The 24,513-nt window shown below is 69.4% G+C and carries 30 protein-coding genes; 19 read left to right on the forward strand and 11 right to left on the reverse strand.

All coding sequences use genetic code 11. The features are described 5' to 3' along the window. Positions 1 to 24 precede the first annotated feature (24 nt). From OO70_RS20195 to OO70_RS20225, 7 genes are all read right to left on the reverse strand, one after another. Positions 25 to 1,233, reverse strand: coding sequence for an FAD-dependent oxidoreductase (locus OO70_RS20195; protein ID WP_043673040.1), 1,209 nt, complete (start codon positions 1,231 to 1,233; stop codon positions 25 to 27). Positions 1,234 to 1,425: 192 nt separating this feature from the next. Further along, complete coding sequence (locus OO70_RS20200; protein WP_234336901.1) at positions 1,426 to 2,805, reverse strand: sensor histidine kinase; 1,380 nt, start codon at positions 2,803 to 2,805, stop codon at positions 1,426 to 1,428. Between the two features lie 62 nt (positions 2,806 to 2,867). Further along, entirely contained in the window at positions 2,868 to 3,605 is a 738-nt protein-coding gene (locus OO70_RS20205; RefSeq protein WP_019064547.1) for a response regulator transcription factor, read from the reverse strand. Positions 3,606 to 3,765: 160 nt separating this feature from the next. Next, a complete protein-coding gene (locus tag OO70_RS20210) occupies positions 3,766 to 3,972 on the reverse strand; it encodes a hypothetical protein (RefSeq protein ID WP_043673043.1) in 207 nt (68 codons plus the stop codon). A 60-nt stretch (positions 3,973 to 4,032) separates the two neighbouring features. Then, positions 4,033 to 5,337: a S1C family serine protease gene (locus OO70_RS20215; RefSeq protein WP_043673046.1), complete on the reverse strand. Its 1,305-nt coding sequence runs from the start codon at positions 5,335 to 5,337 to the stop codon at positions 4,033 to 4,035. A gap of 134 nt (positions 5,338 to 5,471) precedes the next feature. Next, positions 5,472 to 6,497, reverse strand: a complete 1,026-nt coding sequence (locus tag OO70_RS20220; RefSeq protein WP_043673049.1) for a LacI family DNA-binding transcriptional regulator — start codon at positions 6,495 to 6,497, stop codon at positions 5,472 to 5,474. A gap of 107 nt (positions 6,498 to 6,604) precedes the next feature. Then, positions 6,605 to 7,405, reverse strand: a complete 801-nt coding sequence (locus OO70_RS20225; RefSeq protein ID WP_043673052.1) for a winged helix-turn-helix transcriptional regulator — start codon at positions 7,403 to 7,405, stop codon at positions 6,605 to 6,607. Between the two features lie 204 nt (positions 7,406 to 7,609). Between OO70_RS20225 and OO70_RS20230 the strand changes: the two genes are divergently transcribed. From OO70_RS20230 to OO70_RS20265, 9 genes are all read left to right on the forward strand, one after another. Next, positions 7,610 to 8,512 carry an alpha/beta hydrolase gene (locus tag OO70_RS20230; RefSeq protein ID WP_199827355.1) on the forward strand — a complete coding sequence of 301 codons (903 nt, stop codon included), beginning with the start codon at positions 7,610 to 7,612 and terminating at the stop codon, positions 8,510 to 8,512. 60 nt (positions 8,513 to 8,572) lie between these two features. Continuing rightward, positions 8,573 to 8,827, forward strand: coding sequence for a MoaD/ThiS family protein (locus tag OO70_RS20235; RefSeq protein ID WP_019064554.1), 255 nt, complete (start codon positions 8,573 to 8,575; stop codon positions 8,825 to 8,827). An 8-nt stretch (positions 8,828 to 8,835) separates the two neighbouring features. Then, positions 8,836 to 9,942: a hypothetical protein gene (locus OO70_RS20240; RefSeq protein ID WP_043673059.1), complete on the forward strand. Its 1,107-nt coding sequence runs from the start codon at positions 8,836 to 8,838 to the stop codon at positions 9,940 to 9,942. 243 nt (positions 9,943 to 10,185) lie between these two features. Continuing rightward, positions 10,186 to 10,926 (forward strand): LmeA family phospholipid-binding protein, encoded by a 741-nt coding sequence (locus OO70_RS20245; protein WP_043673061.1) that lies wholly within the window; start codon positions 10,186 to 10,188, stop codon positions 10,924 to 10,926. Positions 10,927 to 11,136: 210 nt separating this feature from the next. Beyond that, on the forward strand, positions 11,137 to 11,217 hold the full coding sequence (locus tag OO70_RS57055; RefSeq protein ID WP_353963781.1) for a putative leader peptide: 81 nt from the start codon (positions 11,137 to 11,139) through the stop codon (positions 11,215 to 11,217). Between the two features lie 113 nt (positions 11,218 to 11,330). Continuing rightward, positions 11,331 to 12,170, forward strand: coding sequence for a sulfurtransferase (locus OO70_RS20250; protein ID WP_043673064.1), 840 nt, complete (start codon positions 11,331 to 11,333; stop codon positions 12,168 to 12,170). Between the two features lie 47 nt (positions 12,171 to 12,217). Further along, positions 12,218 to 12,505, forward strand: coding sequence for a DUF1416 domain-containing protein (locus tag OO70_RS20255; RefSeq protein ID WP_019064558.1), 288 nt, complete (start codon positions 12,218 to 12,220; stop codon positions 12,503 to 12,505). Between the two features lie 76 nt (positions 12,506 to 12,581). Further along, positions 12,582 to 12,842 carry a DUF3099 domain-containing protein gene (locus OO70_RS20260; RefSeq protein ID WP_043673068.1) on the forward strand — a complete coding sequence of 87 codons (261 nt, stop codon included), beginning with the start codon at positions 12,582 to 12,584 and terminating at the stop codon, positions 12,840 to 12,842. Between the two features lie 29 nt (positions 12,843 to 12,871). Further along, a complete protein-coding gene (locus tag OO70_RS20265) occupies positions 12,872 to 13,246 on the forward strand; it encodes a VOC family protein (RefSeq protein ID WP_043673071.1) in 375 nt (124 codons plus the stop codon). Positions 13,247 to 13,339: 93 nt separating this feature from the next. On the opposite strand, the gene OO70_RS20270 is transcribed toward OO70_RS20265, so the two are convergent. Continuing rightward, on the reverse strand, positions 13,340 to 13,705 hold the full coding sequence (locus OO70_RS20270) for a hypothetical protein (RefSeq protein WP_043673086.1): 366 nt from the start codon (positions 13,703 to 13,705) through the stop codon (positions 13,340 to 13,342). A 169-nt stretch (positions 13,706 to 13,874) separates the two neighbouring features. Here OO70_RS20270 and OO70_RS20275 point away from each other — a divergent pair, with 169 nt between their 5' ends. Then, the gene (locus tag OO70_RS20275) at positions 13,875 to 14,717 is read left to right on the forward strand and encodes a helix-turn-helix domain-containing protein (RefSeq protein ID WP_043673089.1); all 843 of its coding nucleotides are present in this window, start codon (positions 13,875 to 13,877) and stop codon (positions 14,715 to 14,717) included. Next, positions 14,699 to 14,893, forward strand: coding sequence for a DUF397 domain-containing protein (locus OO70_RS20280; protein WP_043673091.1), 195 nt, complete (start codon positions 14,699 to 14,701; stop codon positions 14,891 to 14,893). Before OO70_RS20275 ends, OO70_RS20280 begins: the two co-directional genes overlap by 19 nt. On the opposite strand, the gene OO70_RS20285 is transcribed toward OO70_RS20280, so the two are convergent. Continuing rightward, entirely contained in the window at positions 14,887 to 15,249 is a 363-nt protein-coding gene (locus OO70_RS20285; RefSeq protein ID WP_043673093.1) for a DsrE family protein, read from the reverse strand. The genes OO70_RS20280 and OO70_RS20285 overlap by 7 nt on opposite strands. Positions 15,250 to 15,348: 99 nt before the next feature. Between OO70_RS20285 and OO70_RS20290 the strand changes: the two genes are divergently transcribed. The 3 genes from OO70_RS20290 to OO70_RS20300 all read left to right on the forward strand — a co-directional run bounded on the left by OO70_RS20290 (position 15,349) and on the right by OO70_RS20300 (position 18,046). Then, entirely contained in the window at positions 15,349 to 16,146 is a 798-nt protein-coding gene (locus OO70_RS20290) for a hypothetical protein (RefSeq protein ID WP_234336886.1), read from the forward strand. Then, entirely contained in the window at positions 16,143 to 16,967 is an 825-nt protein-coding gene (locus OO70_RS20295) for a hypothetical protein (RefSeq protein ID WP_234336887.1), read from the forward strand. Before OO70_RS20290 ends, OO70_RS20295 begins: the two co-directional genes overlap by 4 nt. Positions 16,968 to 17,131: 164 nt before the next feature. Next, complete coding sequence (locus OO70_RS20300) at positions 17,132 to 18,046, forward strand: hypothetical protein (RefSeq protein ID WP_078651500.1); 915 nt, start codon at positions 17,132 to 17,134, stop codon at positions 18,044 to 18,046. A gap of 217 nt (positions 18,047 to 18,263) precedes the next feature. On the opposite strand, the gene OO70_RS20310 is transcribed toward OO70_RS20300, so the two are convergent. Next, the gene (locus OO70_RS20310) at positions 18,264 to 19,841 is read right to left on the reverse strand and encodes a transposase (protein WP_234336888.1); all 1,578 of its coding nucleotides are present in this window, start codon (positions 19,839 to 19,841) and stop codon (positions 18,264 to 18,266) included. Between the two features lie 260 nt (positions 19,842 to 20,101). Here OO70_RS20310 and OO70_RS20315 point away from each other — a divergent pair, with 260 nt between their 5' ends. The 3 genes from OO70_RS20315 to ygfZ are packed head-to-tail and all read left to right on the forward strand — an operon-like array spanning position 20,102 to position 22,179. Further along, a complete protein-coding gene (locus tag OO70_RS20315; protein WP_043673101.1) occupies positions 20,102 to 20,677 on the forward strand; it encodes an FABP family protein in 576 nt (191 codons plus the stop codon). Between the two features lie 34 nt (positions 20,678 to 20,711). Continuing rightward, positions 20,712 to 21,203, forward strand: coding sequence for a Fur family transcriptional regulator (locus OO70_RS20320; protein ID WP_043673104.1), 492 nt, complete (start codon positions 20,712 to 20,714; stop codon positions 21,201 to 21,203). A gap of 10 nt (positions 21,204 to 21,213) precedes the next feature. Further along, on the forward strand, positions 21,214 to 22,179 hold the full coding sequence (gene ygfZ, locus OO70_RS20325; protein ID WP_043673107.1) for a CAF17-like 4Fe-4S cluster assembly/insertion protein YgfZ: 966 nt from the start codon (positions 21,214 to 21,216) through the stop codon (positions 22,177 to 22,179). 22 nt (positions 22,180 to 22,201) lie between these two features. Here the strand turns inward: ygfZ and dtd are convergent, their stop codons facing one another. Then, complete coding sequence (dtd, locus tag OO70_RS20330; protein WP_043673114.1) at positions 22,202 to 22,627, reverse strand: D-aminoacyl-tRNA deacylase; 426 nt, start codon at positions 22,625 to 22,627, stop codon at positions 22,202 to 22,204. 160 nt (positions 22,628 to 22,787) lie between these two features. Between dtd and OO70_RS20335 the strand changes: the two genes are divergently transcribed. Further along, positions 22,788 to 23,390 (forward strand): RsiG family protein, encoded by a 603-nt coding sequence (locus OO70_RS20335; protein WP_043673117.1) that lies wholly within the window; start codon positions 22,788 to 22,790, stop codon positions 23,388 to 23,390. Between the two features lie 40 nt (positions 23,391 to 23,430). Continuing rightward, positions 23,431 to 24,366: an asparaginase gene (locus OO70_RS20340; protein ID WP_407702815.1), complete on the forward strand. Its 936-nt coding sequence runs from the start codon at positions 23,431 to 23,433 to the stop codon at positions 24,364 to 24,366. Positions 24,367 to 24,513 lie beyond the last annotated feature (147 nt).

A 24,513-nucleotide genomic window follows, 5' to 3' on the forward strand; every position in this document is an offset into this window, starting at 1 on the left:
GCTCACCCGCCGGCGTGAACGCCCTTACTCGGGCAGCGGGTTCTGTGCCATGCGCTGTTCGCCGATCCGTGCGGCCTGGCGTACGACGGAGAATCCGTACGCGGTCATGTCGCGCTCGTAGTGGTGGAGGGCCTCGTCGAGTTCGCGGTCGCCGGCGGCGACGGTGCGCAGGGTGCGGCCCAGCAGGGTGGCGTCCCGCATGGCGAGATTGGCGCCGCGTCCCAGGGTGGGCGTCATGGCGTGGACGGCGTCTCCCAGAAGCGTGACGTTGGTGGGCGCGTCCAGTGTGCCGGGCACACTGGTGTACATGCGGACCGGGAAGAACGACTCGGCGTCGCCCTGACGGATGAGGTCGGCGGCCAGGCCGGGCCAGTCCGCCACCGTCCTCGCGGCGAGGTCGCGCAGTCGCTCCCCGGAGAGGTCGCCGGTGGCGGGGAAGAACTGGTGGCGTCCGCCGACGACGCACACGACGTAGTCGTCCTGGTCGCGGACGGCAGTGCCGGGGGAGTGGTCCGCCGCGGCCCGGGCGGGAGCGGTCGGGAACCGGACCGAGCCCAGGCCCAGGAACACCTTCCGGTCGTCGGAGGCGATGGCGAAGATGTCCTGGAGGGCTTCTGCGGGTACCCGCGACCGGGCCGCGTTCAGGGGCAGCCGTCCGTAGAGGGCGGTGATGCCCGCGTCGACGGTGGTCAGGTGCGGGGCGCGCCGGGCACGCACGGCCGAGCGGATGCCGTCCGCGCCGACCAGTACGTCTCCGTGCGCGGTGGTGCCGTCGCCGAAGTACGCGGTGACGCCGTCCGGGGTGTCCTCGTAGCGCACCAGTTCCTTGCCGAAGTGGATGACGTCGTCGAGACCGGACATCAGGATCTGGCGCAGTGTGGCGCGGTCGACGTTCGCGTGGACGCGGTTCTCGCGGCCGGGCCAGACATCCCCGTGGTCGTCGTGGGCGGGCAGACGCCGGACGACGGACAGGTCCGTTTTCAGGATCGTGGTGAACGGCTCGGTGAACTGCGAGGTCGCCTCGAACAGCGCGACCAGGTGGCCGGGGAGTACTTCGCGGGCGGCGTTCACGGCGTCGTCGTCGAGGTGGAGGCGGTAGCCCTGGGGGCGATCCCACGGGCTCGCGTCGCGTTCGAAGACGGCGACGTCGATTCCGCCGCCCCGCAGGGACTGGGCGAGCGTCAGGCCGCCGAGACCGGAGCCGATGACGAGCACTTTACGGAGTGCGGACATGCGTGGTCCTTTGCTGAGTGGTTCGACAAAGGACGCACCGGTGACCCGATCGGGCACTTGTACGGGCGCCGGAGAACGGCGCCGCCCGGACTACCTACCAGGCTGTGGCTTTCGTACGTCTCCTGGAAGTTAGCACGGGCGGTTCGATCGGCGCGGAACTGAGGCGGAATGGAGGCGGAACGAGGGCGAACGCTACGACGTCTCCGGCGGCGGAGTCGGTGCCCCCGGAATCCGTACCGTCGCCACCGTCCCGCCACCCGGCGCGTGCGCCAGGGTCACCTCGCCGCCGGCCTGCTGGACCGTGCGGGCGACGATCGACAGGCCCAGGCCGGAACCGGGGAGTGCGCGCGCCGACGGCGAGCGCCAGAACCGGTCGAAGACGTGCGGGAGTTCCTCGGCGGGGATGCCGGGGCCGTGGTCGCGGACGGTGAGGACGCCGCGCGTGAGCTGCACCTCGATCGTGCCGCCCTCGGGGCTGAACTTCACCGCGTTGTCGAGGATGTTGACCACCGCGCGTTCCAGTGCGGAGGGCTCCGACTGGACGAACCACGGCTGGACGTCCGCCGTGATCGTCAACTCCGGTCCGCGCAGGCGGGCTCGGCGCAGGGCCGCTTCCACGGTGTCCTGGAGCGAGACCACCTGGACGCGCTCACCCCGTTGGCCCTCGGAGCGGGACAGTTCCTGCAAGTCGCCGATCAGGGACGCCAGTTCGGTCATCTGTGCCTTCACCGAGGCGAGCAGTGCCTTGCGGTCCGCCGGGGGGATCGGGCGGCCGGTCTCCTCGCTGCGGGTGAGGAGTTCGACGTTCGTGCGGAGGGAGGTGAGGGGGGTGCGGAGTTCGTGACCGGCGTCGGCGATGAGTTGCTGTTGCAGCTCGCGGGAGGTGGCGAGGGAGGTCGTCATCGAGTTGAAGGAGCGGGAGAGCCGGGCGACCTCGTCGTCGCTGTCCTCGTCCACGGGGATGCGGATGGCCAAGTCCTCGGTGCGGGCCACGTGTTCGACGGCCTCGGTGAGTTTGTCGACGGGGCGGAGACCCGCGCGGGCGACGGCGAGGCCTGCTGCGCCGGCGCCGATCACTCCGATGCCGGAGACGAGGAGGAGGATCAGGGCGAGTTCGTTGAGCGTCGACTGGGTGCCCTTCAGGGGGGCCGCGAGGAGCAGGGCGACGCCCTTCGAGTCGGACTGGTCGACTCCGAGGTACAGGGTCAGCACGCGTACGGCGTTGCCGTCCTCGTCGGTGCCGTTTCGGAAGACGGCCTCTTTACCGTTCGCGTTCCTGATGACGCTCTTGTCGGTGCTGGTGGCCTTGACCGTGCCCGGGGAGTTCGGGTCGACGCAAGGGGCACCCTCCTCCTTGATCGCCTCCACGTACTCGTTCCGGCCGGAGAACATGTCAGTGTTCTTCTGCGGGGTCTGCGTGCACCTCTGCAGGAGCGCCTGGACTGTGCCGGGCCTGCGCACCATGTCCTTCAGATCGCCGTCGACCTGGTCGTACAACTTCCCCTGCACGATGAACCAACAGGTGACCGAAACCGCCGCCACCGCGAAAGCCACCGCCGCCGCTACCAGCATCGCCAGCCGCGACCGGATCGGCAGCGTGCGGAACCGATGAAGGAACCGGTCCAAGACCTTCTTCACTCCGCGCCACCCTGTCGAAGCACGTACCCCACCCCGCGCACGGTGTGCACAAGCCTCGGCTCGCCCCCCGCCTCCGTCTTCCGGCGGAGGTACATCACATACACATCAAGGGAGTTGGACGACGGCTCGAAGTCGAAGCCCCAGACCGCCTTCAGGATCTGCTCGCGGGTGAGGACCTGGCGGGGATGCGCCAGGAACATCTCCAGCAGGGTGAACTCCGTGCGGGTCAGCTCGACTTGGCGGCCGTTCCGCGTCACCTCGCGCGTCGCGAGGTCCATCCGGAGGTCGGCGAAGGTCAGGGAGTCGTCCTCGGGGGCGTTCCCGGCGGCGGCCGCTGCCGCGTACGAACTGCGCCGCAGCAACGCCCGTACCCGCGCGAACAGTTCGTCGAGTTCGAAGGGCTTGACGAGGTAGTCGTCGGCCCCGGCGTCCAGTCCCGTGACGCGGTCGCCGACCGTGTCGCGGGCCGTCAGCATCAGGATCGGGGTCGTCGTGCCGGCGCCCCGCATCCGGCGGGCCGCCGTCAGGCCGTCCATGCGCGGCATCTGGATGTCGAGGACGACCAGGTCGGGCTGGTACGCGGTCGCCTTCTCCAGCGCGTCCGCGCCGTCCACGGCGACCTCCGTGTCGTACCCCTCGAAGGCGAGGCTGCGCTGGAGTGCTTCGCGTACCGCCGGCTCGTCGTCGACGATCAGGATGCGCTGGGTGTCACGGTCGCCTTCGGCGGGGCTCATGGGCTGGATTCCTCGGGTGCGGTGGGACGGGGAGACAACGATCGGCCGGTCGCAATCAGCCTCGCATGTTTCCCGGCTGGCGCGTAAAGAGGAGGGGAGGGGATAAAAGGTGAGATCAGCCTCGCCGTCTCACCGGAACCGCCCCGCCGCCTCGCCAGGTTCAGCCCCGCATCGTCTGGAGTCGGCTCAGCGGCACCTTGCGGTGGTGCGGGCGGGCCGCGCTGGTACGCAGCCCCATCAGCTCCGGGGCGGGCGCCACTTCCGGTGCCCGTGCCGCCGGTGCGTGCAGTTCGTACGCCACCCCGAGGGCCAGGCCGAGACCGGCCGCTCCGGTGTCGGTCACCGTGTGCGAAACCTGCTTGATCATGACGTACTCCCTACTGTGATGGATCGACCGCACGTGGCTGATCTGGCTGATCCGGCTGATCTAGCTGTCGGAACCGCCCGCTCGCAGCGAAGCCAGGTCCGCCTTGACGGTGTTGATCGGGATGGCGAAGCCGAGGCCGACGCTGCCGGCGTCGGACGACGAGGACGAGGAGTCCGAACTCGCCGAGTACATCGCGGAGTTGATGCCGATGATGTTGCCGCTCGCGTCGATGAGCGCGCCGCCGGAGTTGCCGGGGTTGAGGGACGCGTCCGTCTGGAGCGCCTTGTACGTCGTGGTGGACGTACCGGTGTCGCCGTTGAACTGCTGGCCGCCGAACTGGAACGGCCACTGGCCGTCGCTGCCGCCCGAACCCTGGCTCTGGCTCTCGTCGGTCGAGACGGTCACGTCACGGGACAGGGCCGAGATGATGCCGCTGGTGACGGTGCCGGTCAGGCCCTCGGGAGAGCCGATCGCGACGACCGTGTCGCCGACCTTGACGCCGTCGGAGTTGCCGAGGGTGGCGGGCTTGAGGCCGGAGGCGTTCTCCAGCTTGAGGAGCGCGAGGTCCTTCTTGCTGTCGGTGCCGACGACCTTCGCCGTGTACGACTTGCCGTCGCTCGTCTTGACCTTGATGGACGAGGCGCCGGAGATGACGTGGTTGTTGGTGACGATCTGGCCGTCGCTGGTGATGATCACGCCGGCGCCGGTCGACGAGCCGTTGCTCAGGGTGGCCTCGACCTCGACCACGCTCGGGCTGACGGTCGCGGCGATGGTGGCGACGTCGCCCGTCTTGCTCGAGGGCACGACCGCCGTGGTGGTGCTGGAGCTGGCGACGGTGTCCTTGCCGGTCAGCTGCTGGAAGGCGTACGCGGTACCGCCGCCGACGGCCGCGGCGACGATCGCCACGGCGGCGAGCAGCGCGATCGGGCCGCGGGTCCGCTTCTTCGGCCTGGGCGCCTCGCCCTGGACGTGCGTGAGGAGAGCCGTGTCACCGCCACCGCCGTGACCGCCGGCGCTGCCGAAGGAGGTTCCGCCGTCACCGCCGTGGCCGCCGCCGTACGCTCCGCCGTCACCGCCGTACGCACCGCCGTCGGCGCCGAAGGCGGCCTGCGGGGCGGGCGAGGGGGCCGACGCCTGGCCCGGCCACACCGTCGTACCCGGCTCGACGGTGACCGGCTGCTGCGCTGGCTGGGCCTGCTGCACCGGCTGGGCGGGCTGCGCCTGCACCGGCTGCGGCTGGTAGGCCGGCGGGGGCGGCCACTCCGGGTTCACGGGGGAAGAGACGTGCTGCTGCTGGGGGTACGCCTGCGGCTGCTCGCCCTGGGGGGTCTCGTACTCGCCGCTGCGGCGGAAGCTCTCGGTCATGGAAAAGAGACTGTCGCGTGATCATGAGAGGTACCTGAGTGCCTGCTGAGAAGCCCGACAGAACCTCGTATGCCCGATATAAAGACGCCGGAGCCCCGGAAATACAGGGAATCCTTCGGGAATCCAGCGGGGTCTTAGCCCTCGCAGCCGCAGGACTGCCGTATCACCAGCCGCGACGGGAACACCTTCAGCCGCTCGCGCCGCGAGCCCGCCACCCGCAGGCCGTCGTCGAGGACGAGGTCCACGGCCGCGCGGGCCATCGCCGGGCGGTCCGATGCGATCGTTGTCAGCTTCGGGTCGGCGAGGGCCGCTTCCTTGATGTCGTCGAAGCCGATGACCCCCAGCTCGCGCGGTACGTCGATGCGCAGCTCGCGCGCGGCCCGCAGCAGGCCGATCGCCTGGTCGTCGGTGGAGCAGAAGATCGCGGGTGGGCGCCGGGGCCCGGAGAGGATGCCGAGGGCGACCTGATAGGCGTCGTAGCGGTTGTACGGCGCCTCGAAGAGACGGCCCTCGGTCGGCAGGCCGGCCTCGGTCATCGCGCGCCGCCAGCCCTCCACGTGGTCGGAGACCGGGTCACCGACGGCCGGCGTCTCCGCCGTACCGCCCATACAGGCGACGTACTCGTAGCCGTGCTCCAGGAGGTGGCGGACGGCGAGCTGGGCGCCACCGAGGTCGTCCGTGACGACGGCGACGTCGTCGATGGCCTCGGGGCGTTCGTGGAGCAGGACGACCCGGGCGTCCCAGGCCTCGATCTCGGCGGCGGCGTTGTCGTTCAGCGCGTGGCTGACGAGGATCAGGCCGGAGACGCGCATCCCGAGGAACGCGCGCAGGTAGTGGACCTCGCGCTCGCCCACGTAGTCGGAGTTCCCGACCAGCACCATCTTTCCGCGCTCGGACGCGGCCTGTTCCACCGCGTGCGCCATCTCCCCGAAGAAGGGCTGGCGCGCGTCCGGCACGATCAGGCCTATGAGGTCCGTACGACGCGACGCCATGGCCTGGGCCACCCGGTCGGGTCGGTACCCCAGCTCCTTGATCGCGGCGAGGACACGCTCGCGCGTGGCCGGGGCAACCGGCCGGGGTCCGTTGTTGATGACATAGCTGACGACGGCAGTCGACGTCCCTGCCAGTCGCGCTACATCATCCCGAGTCACCTTGGCCACGCGCGGAGTCTACGCGGATGGACCCGCTCTGGGCAGGGCGTTTCGAAGCTTCTCTGAGCTTCCGCACAGCTTCCCTGTGGGGAAGCAATGCCCTGCCCGGACGCGGGTTACGCCTCGGCCGGGATCTCGGCCGCGTCCAGGGCGGCCGAGTCGGCCGTCTCGTCCGCATCCTCCGGCTTTGCGCCGGCGAGAGCCGCGCTTGCCTTCAGCTTGGCCTCCTCGCCGCCCCGGTCACCCTTCTCCGGGGTCACGAATCGATAACCGACGTTCCGGACGGTCCCGATCAGCGACTCGTGCTCGGGGCCGAGCTTCGCGCGCAGGCGTCGTACGTGGACGTCGACCGTCCGCGTACCACCGAAGTAGTCGTAGCCCCAGACCTCCTGCAGCAGCTGGGCGCGCGTGAAGACGCGGCCCGGGTGCTGCGCGAGGTACTTGAGGAGCTCGAACTCCTTGAAGGTCAGGTCGAGGACCCGGCCCTTCAGCTTCGCGGAGTACGTCGCCTCGTCCACGGAGAGATCGCCGTTGCGGATCTCCATGGGGGAGTCGTCGTTGACGATCTGCTGGCGGCCCATGGCGAGCCGCAGCCGTGCCTCGACCTCGGCCGGACCGGCCGTGTCGAGCAGCACGTCGTCGATGCCCCAGTCGGCGGTGACGGCGGCGAGGCCGCCCTCGGTGACGACGAGGATGAGCGGACAGCCGGGTCCGGTGGACCTCAGGAGCTGGCACAGGCTGCGCACCTGGGGCAGGTCACGGCGGCCGTCGATCAGGATGACGTCGGCACCGGGGGTGTCGACGAGAGCGGGGCCTTCCGCCGGTGCCACGCGCACGTTGTGCAGCAGCAGGCCAAGGGCCGGAAGCACCTCCGTCGACGGCTGGAGGGCATTGGTCAGGAGCAGCAGAGAACTCATATGTCTGGTTCCTCCTCGGTCCCTGCGAGGACGTTTGCGGCACTGCGGCATTGCGGCACTGCTTCTGTGATCCCGGGGGCCCTGTATTTCCCGCGTCCACCTGTGGTTTCCCGAGGTTTCCCGCTTCGTATACAACGCTCCCGAAAGCACAAAAGGACCCGGGGGCTTCGCTGCCCGAGTCCTCTGTCCAGCAGAATAGCCCACATGAGCGCTGGTACGGCAGGTCATGTGGCACGATCCACCGTTCGTCCGAACTCTGAGACGATCAGACGTACACCTTTGCGGACGTTTCTGTACACCGACGATGGGGTGACGATCGATTCCGTATACGAACAGGGGGCGGCCGTATACGACGCCTCCCGGTCACCTTCCGGTGATCCGGTGTTCGTCGTGGCGCACGGTTTCACGGGCGATGTGGACAAGCCGCATGTGCGTCGGGTGGCCGAGGCGTTCGCCCAGTACGGGGCCGTGGTCACCTTCTCCTTCCGGGGCCACGGCGCCTCCGGCGGACGGTCCACCGTCGGCGACCGCGAGGTGCTCGATCTGGCGGCGGCGGTCGCCTGGGCCCGTGAACAGGGGCACGCGCGCGTGGTCACCGTCGGCTTCTCGATGGGCGGTTCGGTGGTGCTCCGGCACGCGGCGCTGTACGGAACGGGTCGTTCCGGAAGTTCACCGGGTGAATCCGGGGGTTCGGGGCGCGAGGGGCGCACGGAAGCGCACACGGACGCGGTGGTTTCAGTGAGTGCGCCGGCCCGCTGGTACTACCGGGGCACCGCCCCGATGCGGAAGGTCCACTGGCTGGTGACCCGCCCCGAGGGCCGGCTCGTCGGCCGCTACGGCCTCAACACCCGTATCGAGCGCGGCGGTTGGGACCCGGTCCCGCTCTCCCCGGTCCAGGCGGTCCCGCGCATCGCGCCCACGCCCCTCCTCATAGTCCACGGCGACCGCGACGGCTACTTCCCCGTGGACCATCCCCGCATGCTGGCGGACGCCGCCGGTGACCACGCCGAACTCTGGCTGGAGCCGGGCATGGGCCACGCCGAGCACGCCTCCGCCGACGACCTGCTGGCCCGCATCGGGCACTGGGGCAGTTCACAGGAGAGCTAGCCTGGCGCTTGCAAAACCGATCAGAAACCGATCGACCGACCGTCTCGACCGAGGAAGCACATGCCAAAGGTCACGGTGCGCTACTGGGCCGCCGCGAAGGCCGCGGCCGGGATCGCCGAGGAGCCGTACGACGCGGCCACCCTCGCCGAAGCCCTCACCGCGGTGCGCGAGCGACACCCCGGGGAACTCGCCCGCGTACTGCTGCGATGCTCGTTCCTCGTCGACGGTGACCCCGTGGGCACGCGTGGACATGAGACGGTACGGCTGGCCGAGGGCGGCACGGTCGAGGTGCTCCCGCCGTTCGCAGGAGGATGAGCGAAGCGATGAGCAACCAACCGTACGAGGGCTACGGCGAGGGTTACACCCCCTACGCCCAGCAGCAGCCGCAGCAGGCACAGGAACCGCAACCGCAGGTCTGGCCCGGGCAGCAGCAGGCGTACGACGACCCGCAGGCCGCGCAGCAGTACACCCAGCAGTGGCAGGGCCAGACCTGGGACACCCAGGTCCAGCAGTCGAGACCCTCCGCGTCCGACCTGGCGTACTTCCCGCCGCAGAACTACCAAGCGCCGACGCCGAGTTACGACCCCCACGCGCAGGCTCCCATGACCGCGCCCCCCGCCGCTCCCTCCGCCGAAGAGGGCTACGGCCCCCCCTCCCTCGCCGGCAACGCCCGCATCACCGACGCTCAGCGGGCCCGCCTCGAAGGCCGTTCGCCGATCATCGAACCCGGGATGCAGCCCGCCGGCCTCACCGCCGTACTGGCACTCCTGCTCGCCGTCACCGCGCAGGTCGGGTCGTACGCCCTCGTCGTACCGCTCGTCGTGCTGCAGGCGGTCACGGCCGCGGGCTGGTTCCGGCTGAACGGGATGTGGCCCGCCCGGCAGGGCATCGCGCTGGCCTTCGCGGGCGCGCTCGTCGCGGACGTGGCACTGCTCGCGGCCGGCCGGGAGAACGGCCCCGCCGCGATCCTCGGCACCCTGGGAGTCTGGGTCCTGCTCTCCCTCGTCATGCAGCTGCGTTCGCACGCCGACCCGGACACCCGGATCACGAGCCTGATGGCGACGGTCGCCTCGGCGGCCCTGGCCATCGTCGCGGCCGGCCACCTCGCGGCCGACCCGGACGCGGTCACCGTGGGCGCGGCGGCGGTCGCGGTCGCGATCCTGGCCCGCGCGCTTCCGCTGCCGACCGTGGCGTCGGTCGTCGTCTCGCTGCTCGCCGCCGCCGGTGCGGGCATCGCGGTCGGCGGGATGACCGGCATGGGCGCGAAGGGCGCGTTGCTCGGCGCGGGCGCGGCTGTCTGCGCCCTCATCGGCCACCGTGTGGCGAGCTACGACTACCCGTCCCGCTTCGTCCACTTCACGGCCGGTGTGGCCCTGCCGCTCGCGGCGGCGGCCCCGGTGGTGTACGTGCTGGGCAGGGCGCTGGGGTGACTTCTGGACGCGGGGTGGCTGCACTCAGCCCGTCCGGCGTTTGAGGACGAGGCCCTTTCGGGGCCGACGCGGGGGCCTGGGGGCGCAGCCCCCAGAAGACGCCCACACCAACACCGCCCGCCTTGTCACAGGTGATCGACAATCCTCCGCCGCGCGCATCTCGCAGGACTACGCTCGCGCTCGGCGGCTACCCGGTAGTCGTACCGCAGTTGTCGACGATCACCAGGTGGGGGAACTCCGTTCATGCGTGGGCTACGAATACTTCTGGTCGTCGTGGTGGTGCTGGGCATCCTGTTCGTGGTCGTGGACCGGGTCGCGGTCTACTTCGCGGAGGACGAGGCGGCGTCCAAGGTGAAGACCACCGAGAACCTGGCCACCACCCCCGACGTCTCCATCAAGGGCTTCCCCTTCCTCACCCAGGTCGCCTCCGGTGAGCTGGACGACGTCGAGCTGAACATCAAGACCTACGAGGCGCCCACGGGCAACACGGGCGGCGCCGGCGCCTCCACGGTCCGTATCGACGACCTCAAGGCCGACATGAAGGACGTCAAGTTCTCCGGCGACTACAGCTCCGCGACGGCGGCCACCGCGACCGGCTCCGCGAGCATCTCCTACGACCAGCTGCTCAAGGCCGCCAAGTCCGAGCCGACGGACATCTTCACCGGGGTCACGGCCCAGGTCGTCGACCTCTCCGACGGCGGTGACGGCAAGATCAAGGTCGACGTCAAGATCTCGGTCGCCGGCCAGGTGACGACGTACCCGGTGCTCAGCACGGTCACGGTCGACGGCGACACCGTGAAGGTGCACGCCGACAACCTCCCCAAGCTGGTCGTCGACCTCGCCGACTCCCGGATCCGCTCGATCACCGACTTCCAGCAGACGATCGACGAACTGCCGGGCGGCGTGAAGCTGGACAGTGTGCAGGCCGCGCAGAGCGGTGTGGAGATCAAGGTGAAGGGTTCGAACGTCCGGCTGGCCGGGTAGGACGAGGGGCGGTGCCGTTCCGGGTGGACGGTGAGTGTCCGAGGGGCGAGACGGCGGTGTCCGTGCGGCAGGGAAGTTAACGGCCGCGAGGGCCCGGATCCCCTGTCGTAGGGCCTCGGGTGGCTTTCTCGTCTCACATCACGGACGATCGCGTCTCAAAATACGACACACCGGTGACATGTCCGGCTGTCCGTCCCTACGATCGACCCTATGAGGCAACAGGCGGATCTCACGAAGCGGCGGGCAGTGGACCTGTGCCGCGTCGCCGCCATGCTCTGTCGCACTTTCTGAGCGGAAGCGCAGGCTTCCGTCTTTCCCCGTGCCCTTGATCAGGGCACCCGCGCCCGAGCGCGCACCCCTCTCTCACGCACCGCACCGCCGTAACTGCCCCGGAGGAGAAAAGCATGAGCCGCAGCGACGTCCTGGTCGACGCCGACTGGGTCGAGGCAAACCTCGACAACCCGAGCGTGGCCGTCGTCGAGGTCGACGAGGACACGTCCGCGTACGAGAAGAACCACATCAAGAACGCGATCCGGATCGACTGGACCAAGGACCTCCAGGACCCGGTACGCCGTGACTTCGTCGACCAGGAGGGCTTCGAGAAGCTCCTGTCCGGCAAGGGCATCGCCAACGACACGCTGGTGATCCTCTACGGCGGCAACAACAACTGGTTCGCCTCGTACGCCTACTGGTACTTCAAGCTGTACGGCCACGACAACGTCAAGCTCCTCGACGGTGGCCGCAAGAAGTGGGAGCTGGACGCCCGCGAGCTGGTGGAAGAGGTGCCCTCGCGCCCCACCACCGACTACAAGGCGAAGCCGCAGAACACCGCGATCCGCGCGTTCCGCGACGACGTCGTGGCGGCCATCGGTGCGCAGAACCTGGTCGACGTCCGTTCGCCCGACGAGTTCAGCGGCAAGCTGCTCGCGCCGGCGCACCTTCCGCAGGAGCAGTCGCAGCGTCCGGGCCACGTCCCGTCCGCGCGCAACATCCCGTGGTCGAAGAACGCCAACGACGACGGCACCTTCAAGTCGGACGACGAGCTCAAGGAGCTCTACGCCGAGGAGCAGGTCGACCTGGCGAAGGACACCATCGCGTACTGCCGTATCGGCGAGCGCTCGGCCCTGACCTGGTTCGTGCTGCACGAGCTGCTCGGTGTCGAGAACGTCAAGAACTACGACGGTTCCTGGACCGAGTACGGCTCCCTGGTCGGCGTTCCGATCGAGCTCGGCGCCAACAAGTAAGCCCCGACCAAGCCCAAGCCCCAAGCCCTAACCCGTAAGGACAGACCATGTGTGGAGCGAAGGCCGGCGGCCCCGACGCCTCGACGATCAAGCCCGGTGAGACCACCATCCAGGGCCAGGTGACCCGCAACGGCGAGCCGGTGACGGGCTACGTCCGTCTCCTGGACTCGACCGGCGAGTTCACCGCGGAGGTCCCGACCTCCGCCACGGGCCAGTTCCGCTTCTACGCGGCCGAGGGCACCTGGACCGTCCGAGCCCTCGTTCCGGGCGCCACCGCCGACCGCACGGTCGTCGCCCAGACGGGCGGGCTGGCGGAGGTGGCGATCGCGGTCTGATCGCCGATTCACTGCCGAAGGGCCGCACCTTTTCCCGGGTGCGGCCCTTTCGCGTGCCCAGGCCTACCCTTGAAGCATGCTGGCACGTCGCCGTCGCACGTACTTCGTCATGATGGGCATCTGCATCGGACTCTTCGTCCTGGCCTGGGGAGTCGTGCGGATCTGGTCCGTGCCCGCGGCCGTCGGCATGTGTGTGGTCGCGATGCTGATCCCCCCGGTCGCCGCGATGGTCGCCAACCGCCGGGGCCCCGACGACCGCTGGTGGGACGACCCGTCCGGCGACCCCAAGTCCGACGAGTGGTGGGACGAGCTGGACGGCAAGAAGCGCAGGCCGTAGGGGCGGCGGCGAGCGGGTAGAGGGCGGGCATGTCGCCTACGAGACTGTCCACCGTGGTGCTCGACGCGCGGGACGCGCACGAGCTGGCCGGCTTCTACCTCCGCCTCCTCGGCTACGAGATCCGGGCCGAGGAACCCGACTGGGTCCTCATCGGCCCACCCGACGGCGGCACCGGCCTCTCCTTCCAGACCGAGCCGGAGTACGTCCCGCCGGTGTGGCCCACCCGCAACCCCGGCGAGCAGCAGATGATGCTGCACCTCGACATCGAGGTCGACGACCTGGAGGGCGAGGTCGAGAGGGCCGTGCGCGAGGGGGCCACGCTCCACGCCCACCAGCCGCAGGACGACGTACGGGTCCTGCTGGACCCCTCCGGCCATCCCTTCTGCCTGTGGGTCAGGTCGTAGCGATGATCGCCTGGGGTCGCTCGCGGCGCGGGTACGGGCAGGGGGGCCGGTGCGGGTACGAGAGCCGGTACGGCTGATGGGGGCGCGGGCCATTCATGCGGGGTGTGCCTCACTCCGGTGCTTGCGCAGCAGCACGTTCGCGTCGGTCTCGGCGCTGTGGTCGCGTTCGTTCTGCGCGGTGGTCCGGAGTCCGGCGAGTTCGGCGCAGGTCGCGCAGTCGGGGGCCGGCTGGGGCGGGACGGTGACGAGGAACGGGGCGTCGGTCCGCGCGCGGTTGTTCGCCGCGCGGACCCCGGCGCTGAGACGTTCCTGGTCCGTCGCGGGCCGCAACGACTCGGGGTCGGCCTGCCATTCGCGCCCACCGCCGACCGGGCGCAACAGGGCGTAGGGGCCCGCCGTGTCCTGGTACTCGCCGACCTTGCTGGTGGCGGGGTCGTAGAGCAGCGTTCCGGGTTCCATCGGCTCGTCCTCCTTTTTGTGCAACTTCCATACAGAATGCGACAGTTGAAATACTCTGTGCATTCCTGGGTGTTACGAGGATGACCCAGGTCGGAGGCGAATACAGCGCCGACGGGCTCAACTTCAACGCCGGGCACGCCAAATTCAACAAATTCAACAGGAGAGCGGGATGCCGCAACGGCTGGTGATCACGGAGCGCAGTCACGAGCCCAGGAAGCGATTCGCCGAGGAGCTACGGCGTCTGAGGGGCGAACGTGGCCTGAGCCTGCGTGAGTTGGAGAGGGAGGTGGGGTGGGACTCGTCCCTGTTCAGCAAGATGGAGAGCGGGGGGACGCTGGGCGGGCCCGAGGTGGTACAGGCGTTGGACCAGCATTACGGGACGGGGCCGTTGTTGCTCACCTTGTGGGAGTTGGCAGTTGGTGATCCGACGCAGTTCAAGGAGCAGTACCGGCGGTACATGATGTTGGAGGCCGAGGCGGTGAGCCTGTGGCACTACTCGGTGAGCGCGCCGCCCGGTCTGCTCCAGACGGACGGGTACGTGCGTGAAGCGCTCGCGGTGGGCTGGATCAAGAGCCACGAGCTGGACCAGCAGGTCGAGGCACGCGGAGGACGGAGAAAGTTGCTGGAAGGGGAGGATGCGCCCTCGTTCCGAGCCGTCCTCTCCGAGGCGGTACTGCGGACGCCCCTACGCGATGTGCGGGCGTGGCGGGAACAGTTGGAGCACTTGGCGGAGATGCCGAAACGCCCGAACATCACCATCCAGGTGCTGCCGTTCAGCGTTGGCCCGCACGGCCTGATGAACACCGCCGTGAAGTTCCTCCGGCTGCTGGACGGTCGCACGGTCGCCTACACCGAGAACGATCTGCGCGGTGAACTGATCGAAGAAAACGCCTCAGTTGAGGAACTGCAACGTAGGTACGATTCGGTGCGTGACCAGGCGCTGTCCCCGGCCGAGTCACGAAAGTTCATCCTGCGGATGTTGGAGGAAGTCCCGTGCGAGCCCTCGACTTGAGCGGTGTGACGTGGCGCAAGAGCAGCTACAGCAACACGAGTGGCGGCGACTGCATCGAGATCGCCCCCGACCTCTCCCTCGTCCCCGTCCGCGACAGCAAGAACCCCACCCACGGCACCCTGATCTTCGGCACCGACGCCTGGTCGGAGTTCGTAGGCTCGGTCAAGGGTCAGTAGACGAGGGCCTGCGTCTCGTCGGCCATCGCTTCCTGCACGAACAGCTGCGCCCCGGCGATGCGGACGCCCTCGATGACGTCCTTCTCCGTGATGTCCCGCCGCGCCGCGCACTGCGTGCACAGGGTGACGCGGCCGGCCGCGAGGATCGAGTCGAGCAGGTCGGGCAGCGGTGCGGCATGCGGGAGTTGGAACTCGGCGGCGCGACCCGGCAACGCGAACCACGCGGACTCGCCGGTCAGCCACAGGGAGACGTCGACCCCGCTGGCAACGGCGACTGCGGCCACCGTAAACGCCTGTGAGCAGCGTTCGGGGGCGTCGGCCCCCGCGGTCACCTTGATCACGAGCTTCTTCGACATGACCGAATCGTAATCAACTCCCTTACAACTCCCTGCATTAGCCATGGGTCTTCTGTGCGCGCATATGGAATGCGCATGCCATGTTCCGTGGGGGACGTTGTGGAAGTACCCGAAGAACCAACCGAAAAAGAACCAACCGAAGAGACAGTTGAAGAGGCACCGGAGCCGGAGCCGGGGCCCGAGTCCCGCCCGCGCCGCCGTGGCCGCACCACACTCCTGATCGCCGTCGCAGCCGTACTCGGTGTCGTCGCCGGTACCTGCACGGGTTTCGTCGTCCAGGCCGACCGCGCACCCGACGCGCTGCCGTCGCTCTCGCAGGCCACGCTGACGCAGGCGAAGGGTCCCGCTCCCGAGCCGCTGTCCGCCGCCCAGGACCGCAGGGTCAAGACGGACGGCGACCTGCGCAAGCTGCTGCTGAAGAAGCCGAGCGGGGCGCGGGACGCGGGCTACGCCGTCGGGACGGACGGGTGGATGGACCTGGCCGAGTACGCGGAGACGTTCGAGAAGCCGGCCGACGCCTTCGGCGACCTCGTCGCCGAAGACTTCCGCCGCGCGGCTGTCGTCAACTGGCGGGAGGGCAGCTCGCTCTTCGTGGAGATCCGGCTCGTGCAGTTCCGCCAGGACGACGAGCTCGTGGTCGCCGACGACGCGGACGACGCCTACTACTGGGCCGAGAAGAAGGCGCACACCGACAGCTGGCCCATCCCGGGCACGGGCGACGGGATGGCGTATGTCCACAACTCGCCGGACCGCAAGACCGGTTACACGGACGTCTACAACGCCGAGGCGCATGCCTGGCGCGGTGACGTCGAGATGCAGGTCTGGGTCTCGTCCGCGAAGCCCGTCTCCAAGAAGAAGATCATGGATCTGGCCAAGCGGCAGATGGAGCGGCTGTGACCATTGAGGACCCTGAACTGGTCGGCAGTTCCGAGGAGTTGACCCCCGCTGTTGGCATCGTCAAGAAGCCGGTGCGCAAGGGCCGTATCGCCGCGGTCGCCGGAGCCGTGCTGCTCGTCGTCGCCGAGGTCGGCGGGGTCGGGTACACCGTCGTGACCGTGAACGGCGCGGACCGGGACGCGGGCGACGCCGTATGGAAGTTCCCGAAGGTGTCCGCGGAGAAGGCGGAGGGCACGGCCAGGACGGCGACCCAGCTCTCCGCGGCGCTCGTGCCGTACGGCGCGGACGGCTGGAGCCAGGGGCCGGACATCGCGGAGTACGGCCATGACGTGGCCTTCACCGGGGCGCAGGCGACGGCGCTGCGCAAGGAGGCGTTGAAGGAGCTGCCGCTCAAGCAGCGCAAGTCGTTGGAGAAGGCCATCGACAAGCAGCACACCAAGGGCCTGGTGATGCGCAGCTATGTCAGCACCGACGCGCAGACGTCCGTCTACACGAACAAGGCGTCGACGGTGAGCATCGTGCTGGCCCAGATCGCGGACAAGGCGGCGGTACGGCGCGCGTCCCGCTACCAGAACGAGCTCCTCGACGGCCTCGGCGTCTACCGGCCCGGCCCGGCGATCACCGGTTACAAGGACGCCAAGTGCTTCCTGTCCCCGAAGAGCGCCGACGAAAAGCTCGACACGATCTACTGCTCCGCCTACCAGGGGGAAGTCCTGGTCACCCTCACGGCGCAGTCCGTCAGGCCGATGCAGACGTACGCCATCGGCCGTCTGCTCCAGGAACAACTCGACCGCATCAAGGACCCGGGGGAGGCGGTATGACCGACCAGCAGCAGGAGAACACGGCACCGACACCCACCCCGGCCACCCCGGCCGCCTCCGAGCTTCCGGTCGTCCCGGATGCCTCCGAACCCTCGACCGCTCCGACGTCCACAGACCACCTGACGGCCCCGGCCGCCTCCGAGCCTGCGGCCACCCCAGCGGCGGTGGAGCGTCCGGCTGCCGCCGAGCTTCCGGTCTCCCCGGCGGCCACGGAACCCCCGCTCACCCACGCCACCCCCGAACCGTCACTCACCCCCGGCACCCCCGAACCCCCGCTCCTCCCGCCCACCACCGCACCGCTCACCCCCGCCAAGAATGACCGCCGTGCCCTGCGCGCAGTCCTCCGTTGGACTGCCGCCGTCGTGGTGTTCGCGGTGGTCGGGGCCGGGACGGCGTACGGGATCACCGATATGAAGCGGTCGGACGTGCCCGGGCTCGGGACGGAGTCGGACGGGCGGTGGGCGTATCCCGTGCTCAGCAAGCCGCCGCTGCCGGCGGGCAGCCCGGGACCGTTCGCCTCGGCGAACCCGGCGGGGGTCCACGCCGCGGACCTGCGGGCGCTGGTGCTGCCAGCGCCCGAGGGAGCCGCGGGCGACAAGGCACTCGACGGCAGTGACGGCTGGCTGGCCACGAAGGTGTTCCTCGCCGAGTTCTCGTCCGGCGACGACCGGACCGAGCTCGCGCAGAAGCTGACCGACGACGGCCTGCGGCACATCGCCGCGCGCGGCTGGACCACCCCGGACGGCACGCACACCCGGATCTACCTGCTCCAGTTCGACACGGCCACGGTCGCCGACGGCCTGGCCTCGGGGAACCTGACCGGATACGCGGCCCCCACGTACCCGGTACGCGGCGCCGACAGCTACGAGGAGGACGAGGACTTCCCGGACGCGGCCAAGGTCACGAACATCTCGCTCCGCGCGTACGCCGAGACGAAGCCGTACGGCGCCGAACAGGTCCGGCAGGCGTTCGTCACGGCCGGCGACACCGTCGCGGTGATCGTGCAGTCGAGGAAGGGCGAGGCGGAGGCCGTCCCGTTCCAGCAGACGGTGACCCTGCAGAGCCAGCTGCTCGCCTGACATCCGCCTGCCGTACCTCGCGGAGAGCACCGGGCCCCGGCCGACTAAGCTGGGGCCCGGCCTTACGTACATGTACACGCATCGCACCACGCTCATCCGAGGAGCACCCGTGTTGGAGATCTTCTTCGAAACCCTGCTGGTCCTGGTCTGCGTCGGCGTCCTCGCCTTCGCCGGACTGACCGTGAAGAAGCTGTACCAGGGCCAGCGCTGACCGTTCCTAGAGACTGAGCGGGAGTGAGTCCTGTTGCCAGGATTCATTCTCAGCCGAACGCCCCGAACGGTGTTGGGCGTTCTGGTTGCCCGCGTTCGCTCCGCGATCCGGCGGCACGGATCGTGTCCGTGGTCCGGGAAGGAGAGGGCGGGGTTCCTCGCGCCCGGGGGCACGCCGGTCGGCCTGGACGGTCCGATGCCCATGCACATCGCTCTGGTGTGCACGGGGCGGTGTCGTCCGTCGCCGGATCGGGTGTCCTTGGGCGCGCCGTCCGATCGCCACGGCGGCAGCGTCGTGGCGAGTCGTCTTCCTGTTTTCGTGGGTGAGGGGCTTCTGCCAGTGCTGGGCGCCCCACTTCGAGGTGTAGGCCGGGTCTACGGCAATGATCGTGATGCCCGTCTGGTCGGCCATCGAGGTCAGCCGGGCGCGGAGCTTGCCGGTGGGTATGCCGGAAATCAGCTGCCGGAACCGCTTGCGGTGGCCGTGTTTCTCGCGGGTCTTCTCCGCGCCGAAGTCCAGGTTCTCGACCGCGATGGCCTTCACCCCGCAGGTCTTCGCCCAGTGCAGCAGTCGGGTCAGGGCGTGGCGAACCTGGGCGTCGCGGTGCTGTGCCATGCCCGTGAGGTTGTAGAAGAACCGGTGCGGGTTGCCGGTCGGGTTGCCGTGGGCGTCGAGGCGCCAGGCGGCGAGGTGATCGGCGTTCATGTCGACGCCGATCACGCCGTGCGCGAGGGCGGCGGTGACCGGGATGGTCCGGGAGACCGGGATCTGCCAGGAGGCCGTCACATACCAGCGCCCCCGTGCCACGTCGAGGTGGATGCGGTAGGCCACCCCACGGTTCGCCGCTACCCGGTCCGCCCACTCCTGCCCGCGGTGCGGGAAGGCGACCCGGCAGGCGAGGAAATACCGGCCGTGCGGGGCATTGGCCAGCCCGACGAGCGGGGCCGGGAGCTTGATGCTCACCTCGCCGTCCGGGCTGATACGGAGGGTCTCATTGCCGTACCGCTTCCCGGACTCGCCGTCGGCCTGCAGGAACCAGCGCGACGCTTCCCACCACTCCCGCCACTTGGCCTCGGTGAGCTGCGCGTCAGACAGTTGGTGGCGGGTGCGGGCCAGCCGTTTCCCGCCCCGCACCACATGCACGGTCCCGGCCTCGCGGTCGGCTCGCTCGCGCTCCAGCCGGTCTTCAAGCACGTGCAGGCGGCGGGTCTTGGCGTGCCACTCCCGCTTGCTTCGGTAGCCGCCCGGAGCGTGCTTCGAGCCCTTTGCCCCGATCGGCAGCGACAGGCGGTGCCCGATGGTACGGATGCCCGTCTCCAAGGACTGGATGTGGGCAAGCTGGCCACGGCGGGCGAGCGCCCACTGATCATGCGTGGCCTTGGTGATCGAACCGGCCCACCGGGACGACGACACTGGCGTCAGGCCCCGCTTTCGGGCCGCCCACGTCTCCGCGGAGTGTCCCAGACCTTCCGCGCACCGCACCTTCAAGTCCCGGGAGGCGAGCGCACCGAGGTGCGCACCCACCAGCGCGAGCACCTTCTCATCGGCGGGCGTGAGCTGCTTGAGACGAGTCCGGACCGCCACCCCCGACGGCCCGGGCACGACAAACGACGCCGCAAGCATCCGCAACCCGCCCACTCTCCACCCCCCATACGGCCCCTCGAAAACCTGCTCATCACACCCAACGAGCACCATCTGGAAAGGTCACACGTTCGACGAACGAACTCTGATTCCCCTCCCGGGACACCCAGGACCCAGCCGTGGGGATCCCCACGCTCACTTACACACTTAAACTCAGTTAAACCCCAGCAGTTCCCAACCCTTGTCAAGGAACTTTCGACCTCATGATCGAGATCCCGTCCGACCTCCACAAGGACCTGGTCCCCCTCGTCTTCCTGCTCGGCGACTGGGCCGGCGCGGGGGTGCACGACTTCCCGGGCTCCGAGAAGTGCAACTTCGGCCAGGAGGTCACCTTCAGCCACGACGGCCGTGACTTCCTCGAGTACCGCTCCCACACCTGGGTCCTGGACAACGACGGGAACAAGGTCCGCCCCCTGGAGACCGAGTCCGGCTTCTGGCGCATCGACGCCGACCGCAAGGTCGAGGTCACGATGACCCGCGACGACGGAGTCGTCGAGATCTGGTACGGCGAGCTGGCCAAGCAGAAGCCCCAGATCGACCTCGTCACGGACGCCGTCGCCCGCACGGCCGCCTCCGGCCCCTACACCGGCGGCAAGCGCCTCTACGGCTACGTCAAGAGCGACCTCATGTGGGTCGGCGAGAAGCAGACCCCCGAGGTCGAACTCCGCCCCTACATGTCCGCCCACCTGAAGAAGATCGTCACCCCGGACGACGTCGAACGCTGGGCGAAGGCCCTCCCGGACGACATGCCGGACGACGGGATCGCTTTCTTCAAGTAGACCTAGACTCTGAGGTGTGGTGAGCACCCAAGGCATGGATCCAGGCACCGACTGGAAAAGCGATCTGCGGCAGCGCGGCTACCGGCTGACCCCGCAGCGGCAGCTCGTGCTCGAAGCCGTGGACACCCTGGAGCACGCGACCCCCGACGACATCCTCATCGAGGTGAGGAAGACCGCGTCGGGGGTCAACATCTCCACGGTGTACCGAACGCTGGAGCTTCTCGAGGAGCTCGGGCTGGTCAGCCATGCCCACCTCGGGCACGGGGCACCGACGTATCACCTCGCCGACCGGCACCACCACATCCACCTGGTCTGCCGTGACTGCACGAACGTCATCGAGGCCGATGTCGAGGTCGCGGCCGAGTTCCGGGCCAAGCTGCGCGACACCTTCGGCTTCGAGACGGACATGAAGCACTTCGCGATCTTCGGGCGCTGCAAGGACTGCGCGGCCAAGAAAGCGACCGGTAAGACGTCGGCTGAGACGTCGGCCAAGACGTCGGCTGAGTCTTCAATTACCGAGTCGTAGGCTTACCCGTATGAAGAGCCCCCTGTTGTCCCTGCCCGGCGCCGTCCCCGCCGAAGGAGTGGACGAAGGCGTCGCCGCCCACTACGGCGATCTGTTCCGTGAGCAGCGCACCCTCGCCGACGGCACCGGTTTCGTGGACCTCTCGCACCGCGGTGTGGTCGCCGTCACCGGCGACGACCGGCTGAGCTGGCTGCACCTCCTGCTCACCCAGCACGTCAGCGAGCTGCCCGTCGGCGTGGCCACCGAGGCGCTGATCCTCTCCGCGCACGGCCACATCGAGCACGCCCTGTACCTCGTCGACGACGGCACCACGGTGTGGATGCACACCGAACCCGACACCCAGGACGCGTTGATCGCCTACCTGGAGTCGATGAAGTTCTTCTACCGGGTCGAAGTCACCGACCGCACAAGTGAGTTCGCGGTCGTGTACGTCCCCGCCGGTTCCATCGCCGAGGTCCCGGACGGCGCCGTCGTACGCGAGACACCGTACGGCCGTGACCTCTTCCTCCCGCGCGTGGACCTGGAGTCGTACGCCGAGAAGTCCGGTCCGCCGGCCGGCATCCTCGCCTACGAGGCGCTGCGCGTCGAACACCACCGCCCCCGCCTCGGCTTCGAGACCGACCACCGCACCATCCCGCACGAGTTGGGCTGGATCGGCACGGCCGTGCATCTGCAGAAGGGCTGCTACCGGGGCCAGGAGACGGTGGCGCGAGTGGAGAACCTGGGCAAGCCGCCGCGTCGGCTCGTCTTCCTCCACCTCGACGGCAGCGAGGTCCATCTCCCCGGCCACGGCACGGAGTTGAGGCTCGCGGAGGAGGGGGAGGAAGGGCGGAAGATCGGCTTCATCACCACCTCGGTACGCCACCACGAGCTGGGGCCGATCGCCCTGGCTCTGGTGAAGCGGAACGTGCCGTTGGACGCGCCCCTGCTGGCCGACAGCACGGCGGCGGCCCAGGAAGTAGTCGTAGAACCCTAGGCCCCTGGGCCCCCAGGAGCCTTTAGAGGTCGATCACCACGGTGAACGGGCCGTCGTTCGTCAGGGAGACGCGCATCTGCGCGCCGAAGCGGCCCGTCGCCACCGTCGCGCCCAGCGAGCGGAGTTGGGCCACCACCTCGTCGACCAACGGCTCCGCGACATCGCCGGGGGCGGCCGCGTTCCAGGTGGGGCGGCGGCCCTTGCGGGCGTCGCCGTAGAGCGTGAACTGGCTGATGACGAGGAGCGGGGCGTCGATGTCGCTGCACGACTTCTCGTCGTGCAGCATGCGGATCGACCAGAGTTTGCGGGCCAGTTGGGCCGCTTTCTCCTTCGTGTCCTCGTGCGTGACGCCGACGAGGACGCACAGACCCTCGCCCTCGATCGCCCCGACCGTCTCGCCGCCCACGACGACGCTCGCGCCGTCCACCCGCTGCACCACTGCTCGCATGGGCTCCATGATGCCGTGCGGGCGAGAACGACTGACGGCGGGCCTATTTTTGCTCCTTAACCCCCCATCTGGGGCCGTTCGGGGGCACTCGGTCACATAGCGGCCACTTGGGGTGGCACGATGCTGTCCACACGCCGGTCGAGGGGACGGGTAGAGGCACATGAGCACACCGAGTACCGGGCAGTCCCCCGGGCCTGTCTCGCTGATCCGCGCGGGAGGACCGGCCACCCGCCGCCCGCCCGTGCAGCGCGTCGACAGCCCGCTGCTGCCCGCCGAACCGACCGCACCCGACCTGACCGCGCTACGGCTCCCGGAGCTGCGGGCGCTGCGCCGCGACGCGCAGCGCGACGAGGCCGACCTGAGTTACGTACGACGGCTGCTCCAGGGCCGGATCGACATCCTGCGCGCGGAACTGGCCCGCCGCTCCCCGGCGGGCGCGGCCTCGGTGGTGGACCGTCTCTCGGAGATCCTCACCGACGCACCCGCCCGGCACCGCTCGTCGGCCCGGCACGTCACGCTGGGCACCCCGCACAGCGAGGAGTACCGGCTGCTGGCCGCCGAGATGCTCGCCGAGGTCGAACTCTCGGACCTGGAGGCACGCACCGACCTGGAGCTGACCACCGCGATGGGCCGCCTGGTGCGCTACGAACAACAGGTGTCCCGGCGCCGTCAGGTCCTCCAACACACGGCCGACGGCTGCAGCGCGGAGATCGCCCGCAGGTACCGTGAGGGAGAGGCACAGGTGGACGACCTGCTGACGTGAGGGGCCCGACATGACGGCTGAGGGTGCGGGGATTGCCGATATGTCCCCTCCGGTGCTCGCGGAGGTCGTCCGCTCCGGCTTCGTCGAGAGCCGACATCGGGGAAGCCTGGTGATACTGGCGACGGACGGTTCGGTGGAACTGTCCCTGGGCGACGCGACGACCCCCGTCTTCCCCCGCTCCTCCAACAAGCCGATGCAGGCGGCGGGAGTCCTCCACGCAGGCCTGGACCTCACCGGCGAACGCCTCGCGATCGCCGCCGCGAGCCACTCCGGCGAACTCTTCCACCGCGATCTCGTACGCCGCCTCCTCGCCGAACACGGCCTGGACGCGGGCCAGTTGCAGTGCCCGCCGGACCTCCCACTGGACCCGGTCGAGCAGGAGACGTACCTGGCGTCGGGCGCCGTACGCGACCGCGTCGCCATGAACTGCTCCGGCAAGCACACGGCAATGCTGGCGGCATGCGCGAGCCGAGGCTGGCCGCTGGATTCCTACCTCGACCCGGCAAACGAACTCCACCAACTCATCCACAGGGTTGTGGAGGAAGCGGCGGGCGAGCCGGTCACCGCCGTCGGCACGGACGGCTGCGGCGCCCCTCTCCTGGCGATCAGCCTGACGGGCCTCGCCCGAGCCTTCCGCTCCTTCGTCCTGGCCACCCCGGGTTCCCCGGAACGCCGAGTGGCCGACGCCATGCGCACCCACCCCGAGTACGTCGCCGGCACGCGCCGCCCGGATACGTGGCTGATGCGGGCGGTGCCGGGTCTGTTGTCGAAGATGGGCGCGGAGGCGGTACAGGCGGTGGCCCTGCCGGACGGGCGGGCGCTGGCGTTCAAGGTGGAGGACGGGGCGGGGCGGGCGTTGAAGCCTGTGCTGGGGCGGGCGCTGGATTTGATGGGCGTGGACACGCCGGAGGGCATCGGGCGGGTCGCGGTCCTGGGTGGGGGACGCGAGGTGGGGGAGATCCGGGCGGTGTTTTGAGGGTGACTGTTCGAGGGGGGGCAACAATCAGCCCGTCCGGCGTTTGAGGACGAGGCCGTCCAGGCCGAAGGGGGGTCTGGGGGCGCAGCCCCCAGGGATGGGACGGGTAGGGGCGGCGGGGGCGAAAAAAATCCCGGTGACACCCAC

The sequence above is a fragment of the Streptomyces xylophagus genome (genome assembly GCF_000716435.1).
GTDB lineage: Bacteria > Actinomycetota > Actinomycetes > Streptomycetales > Streptomycetaceae > Streptomyces > Streptomyces xylophagus.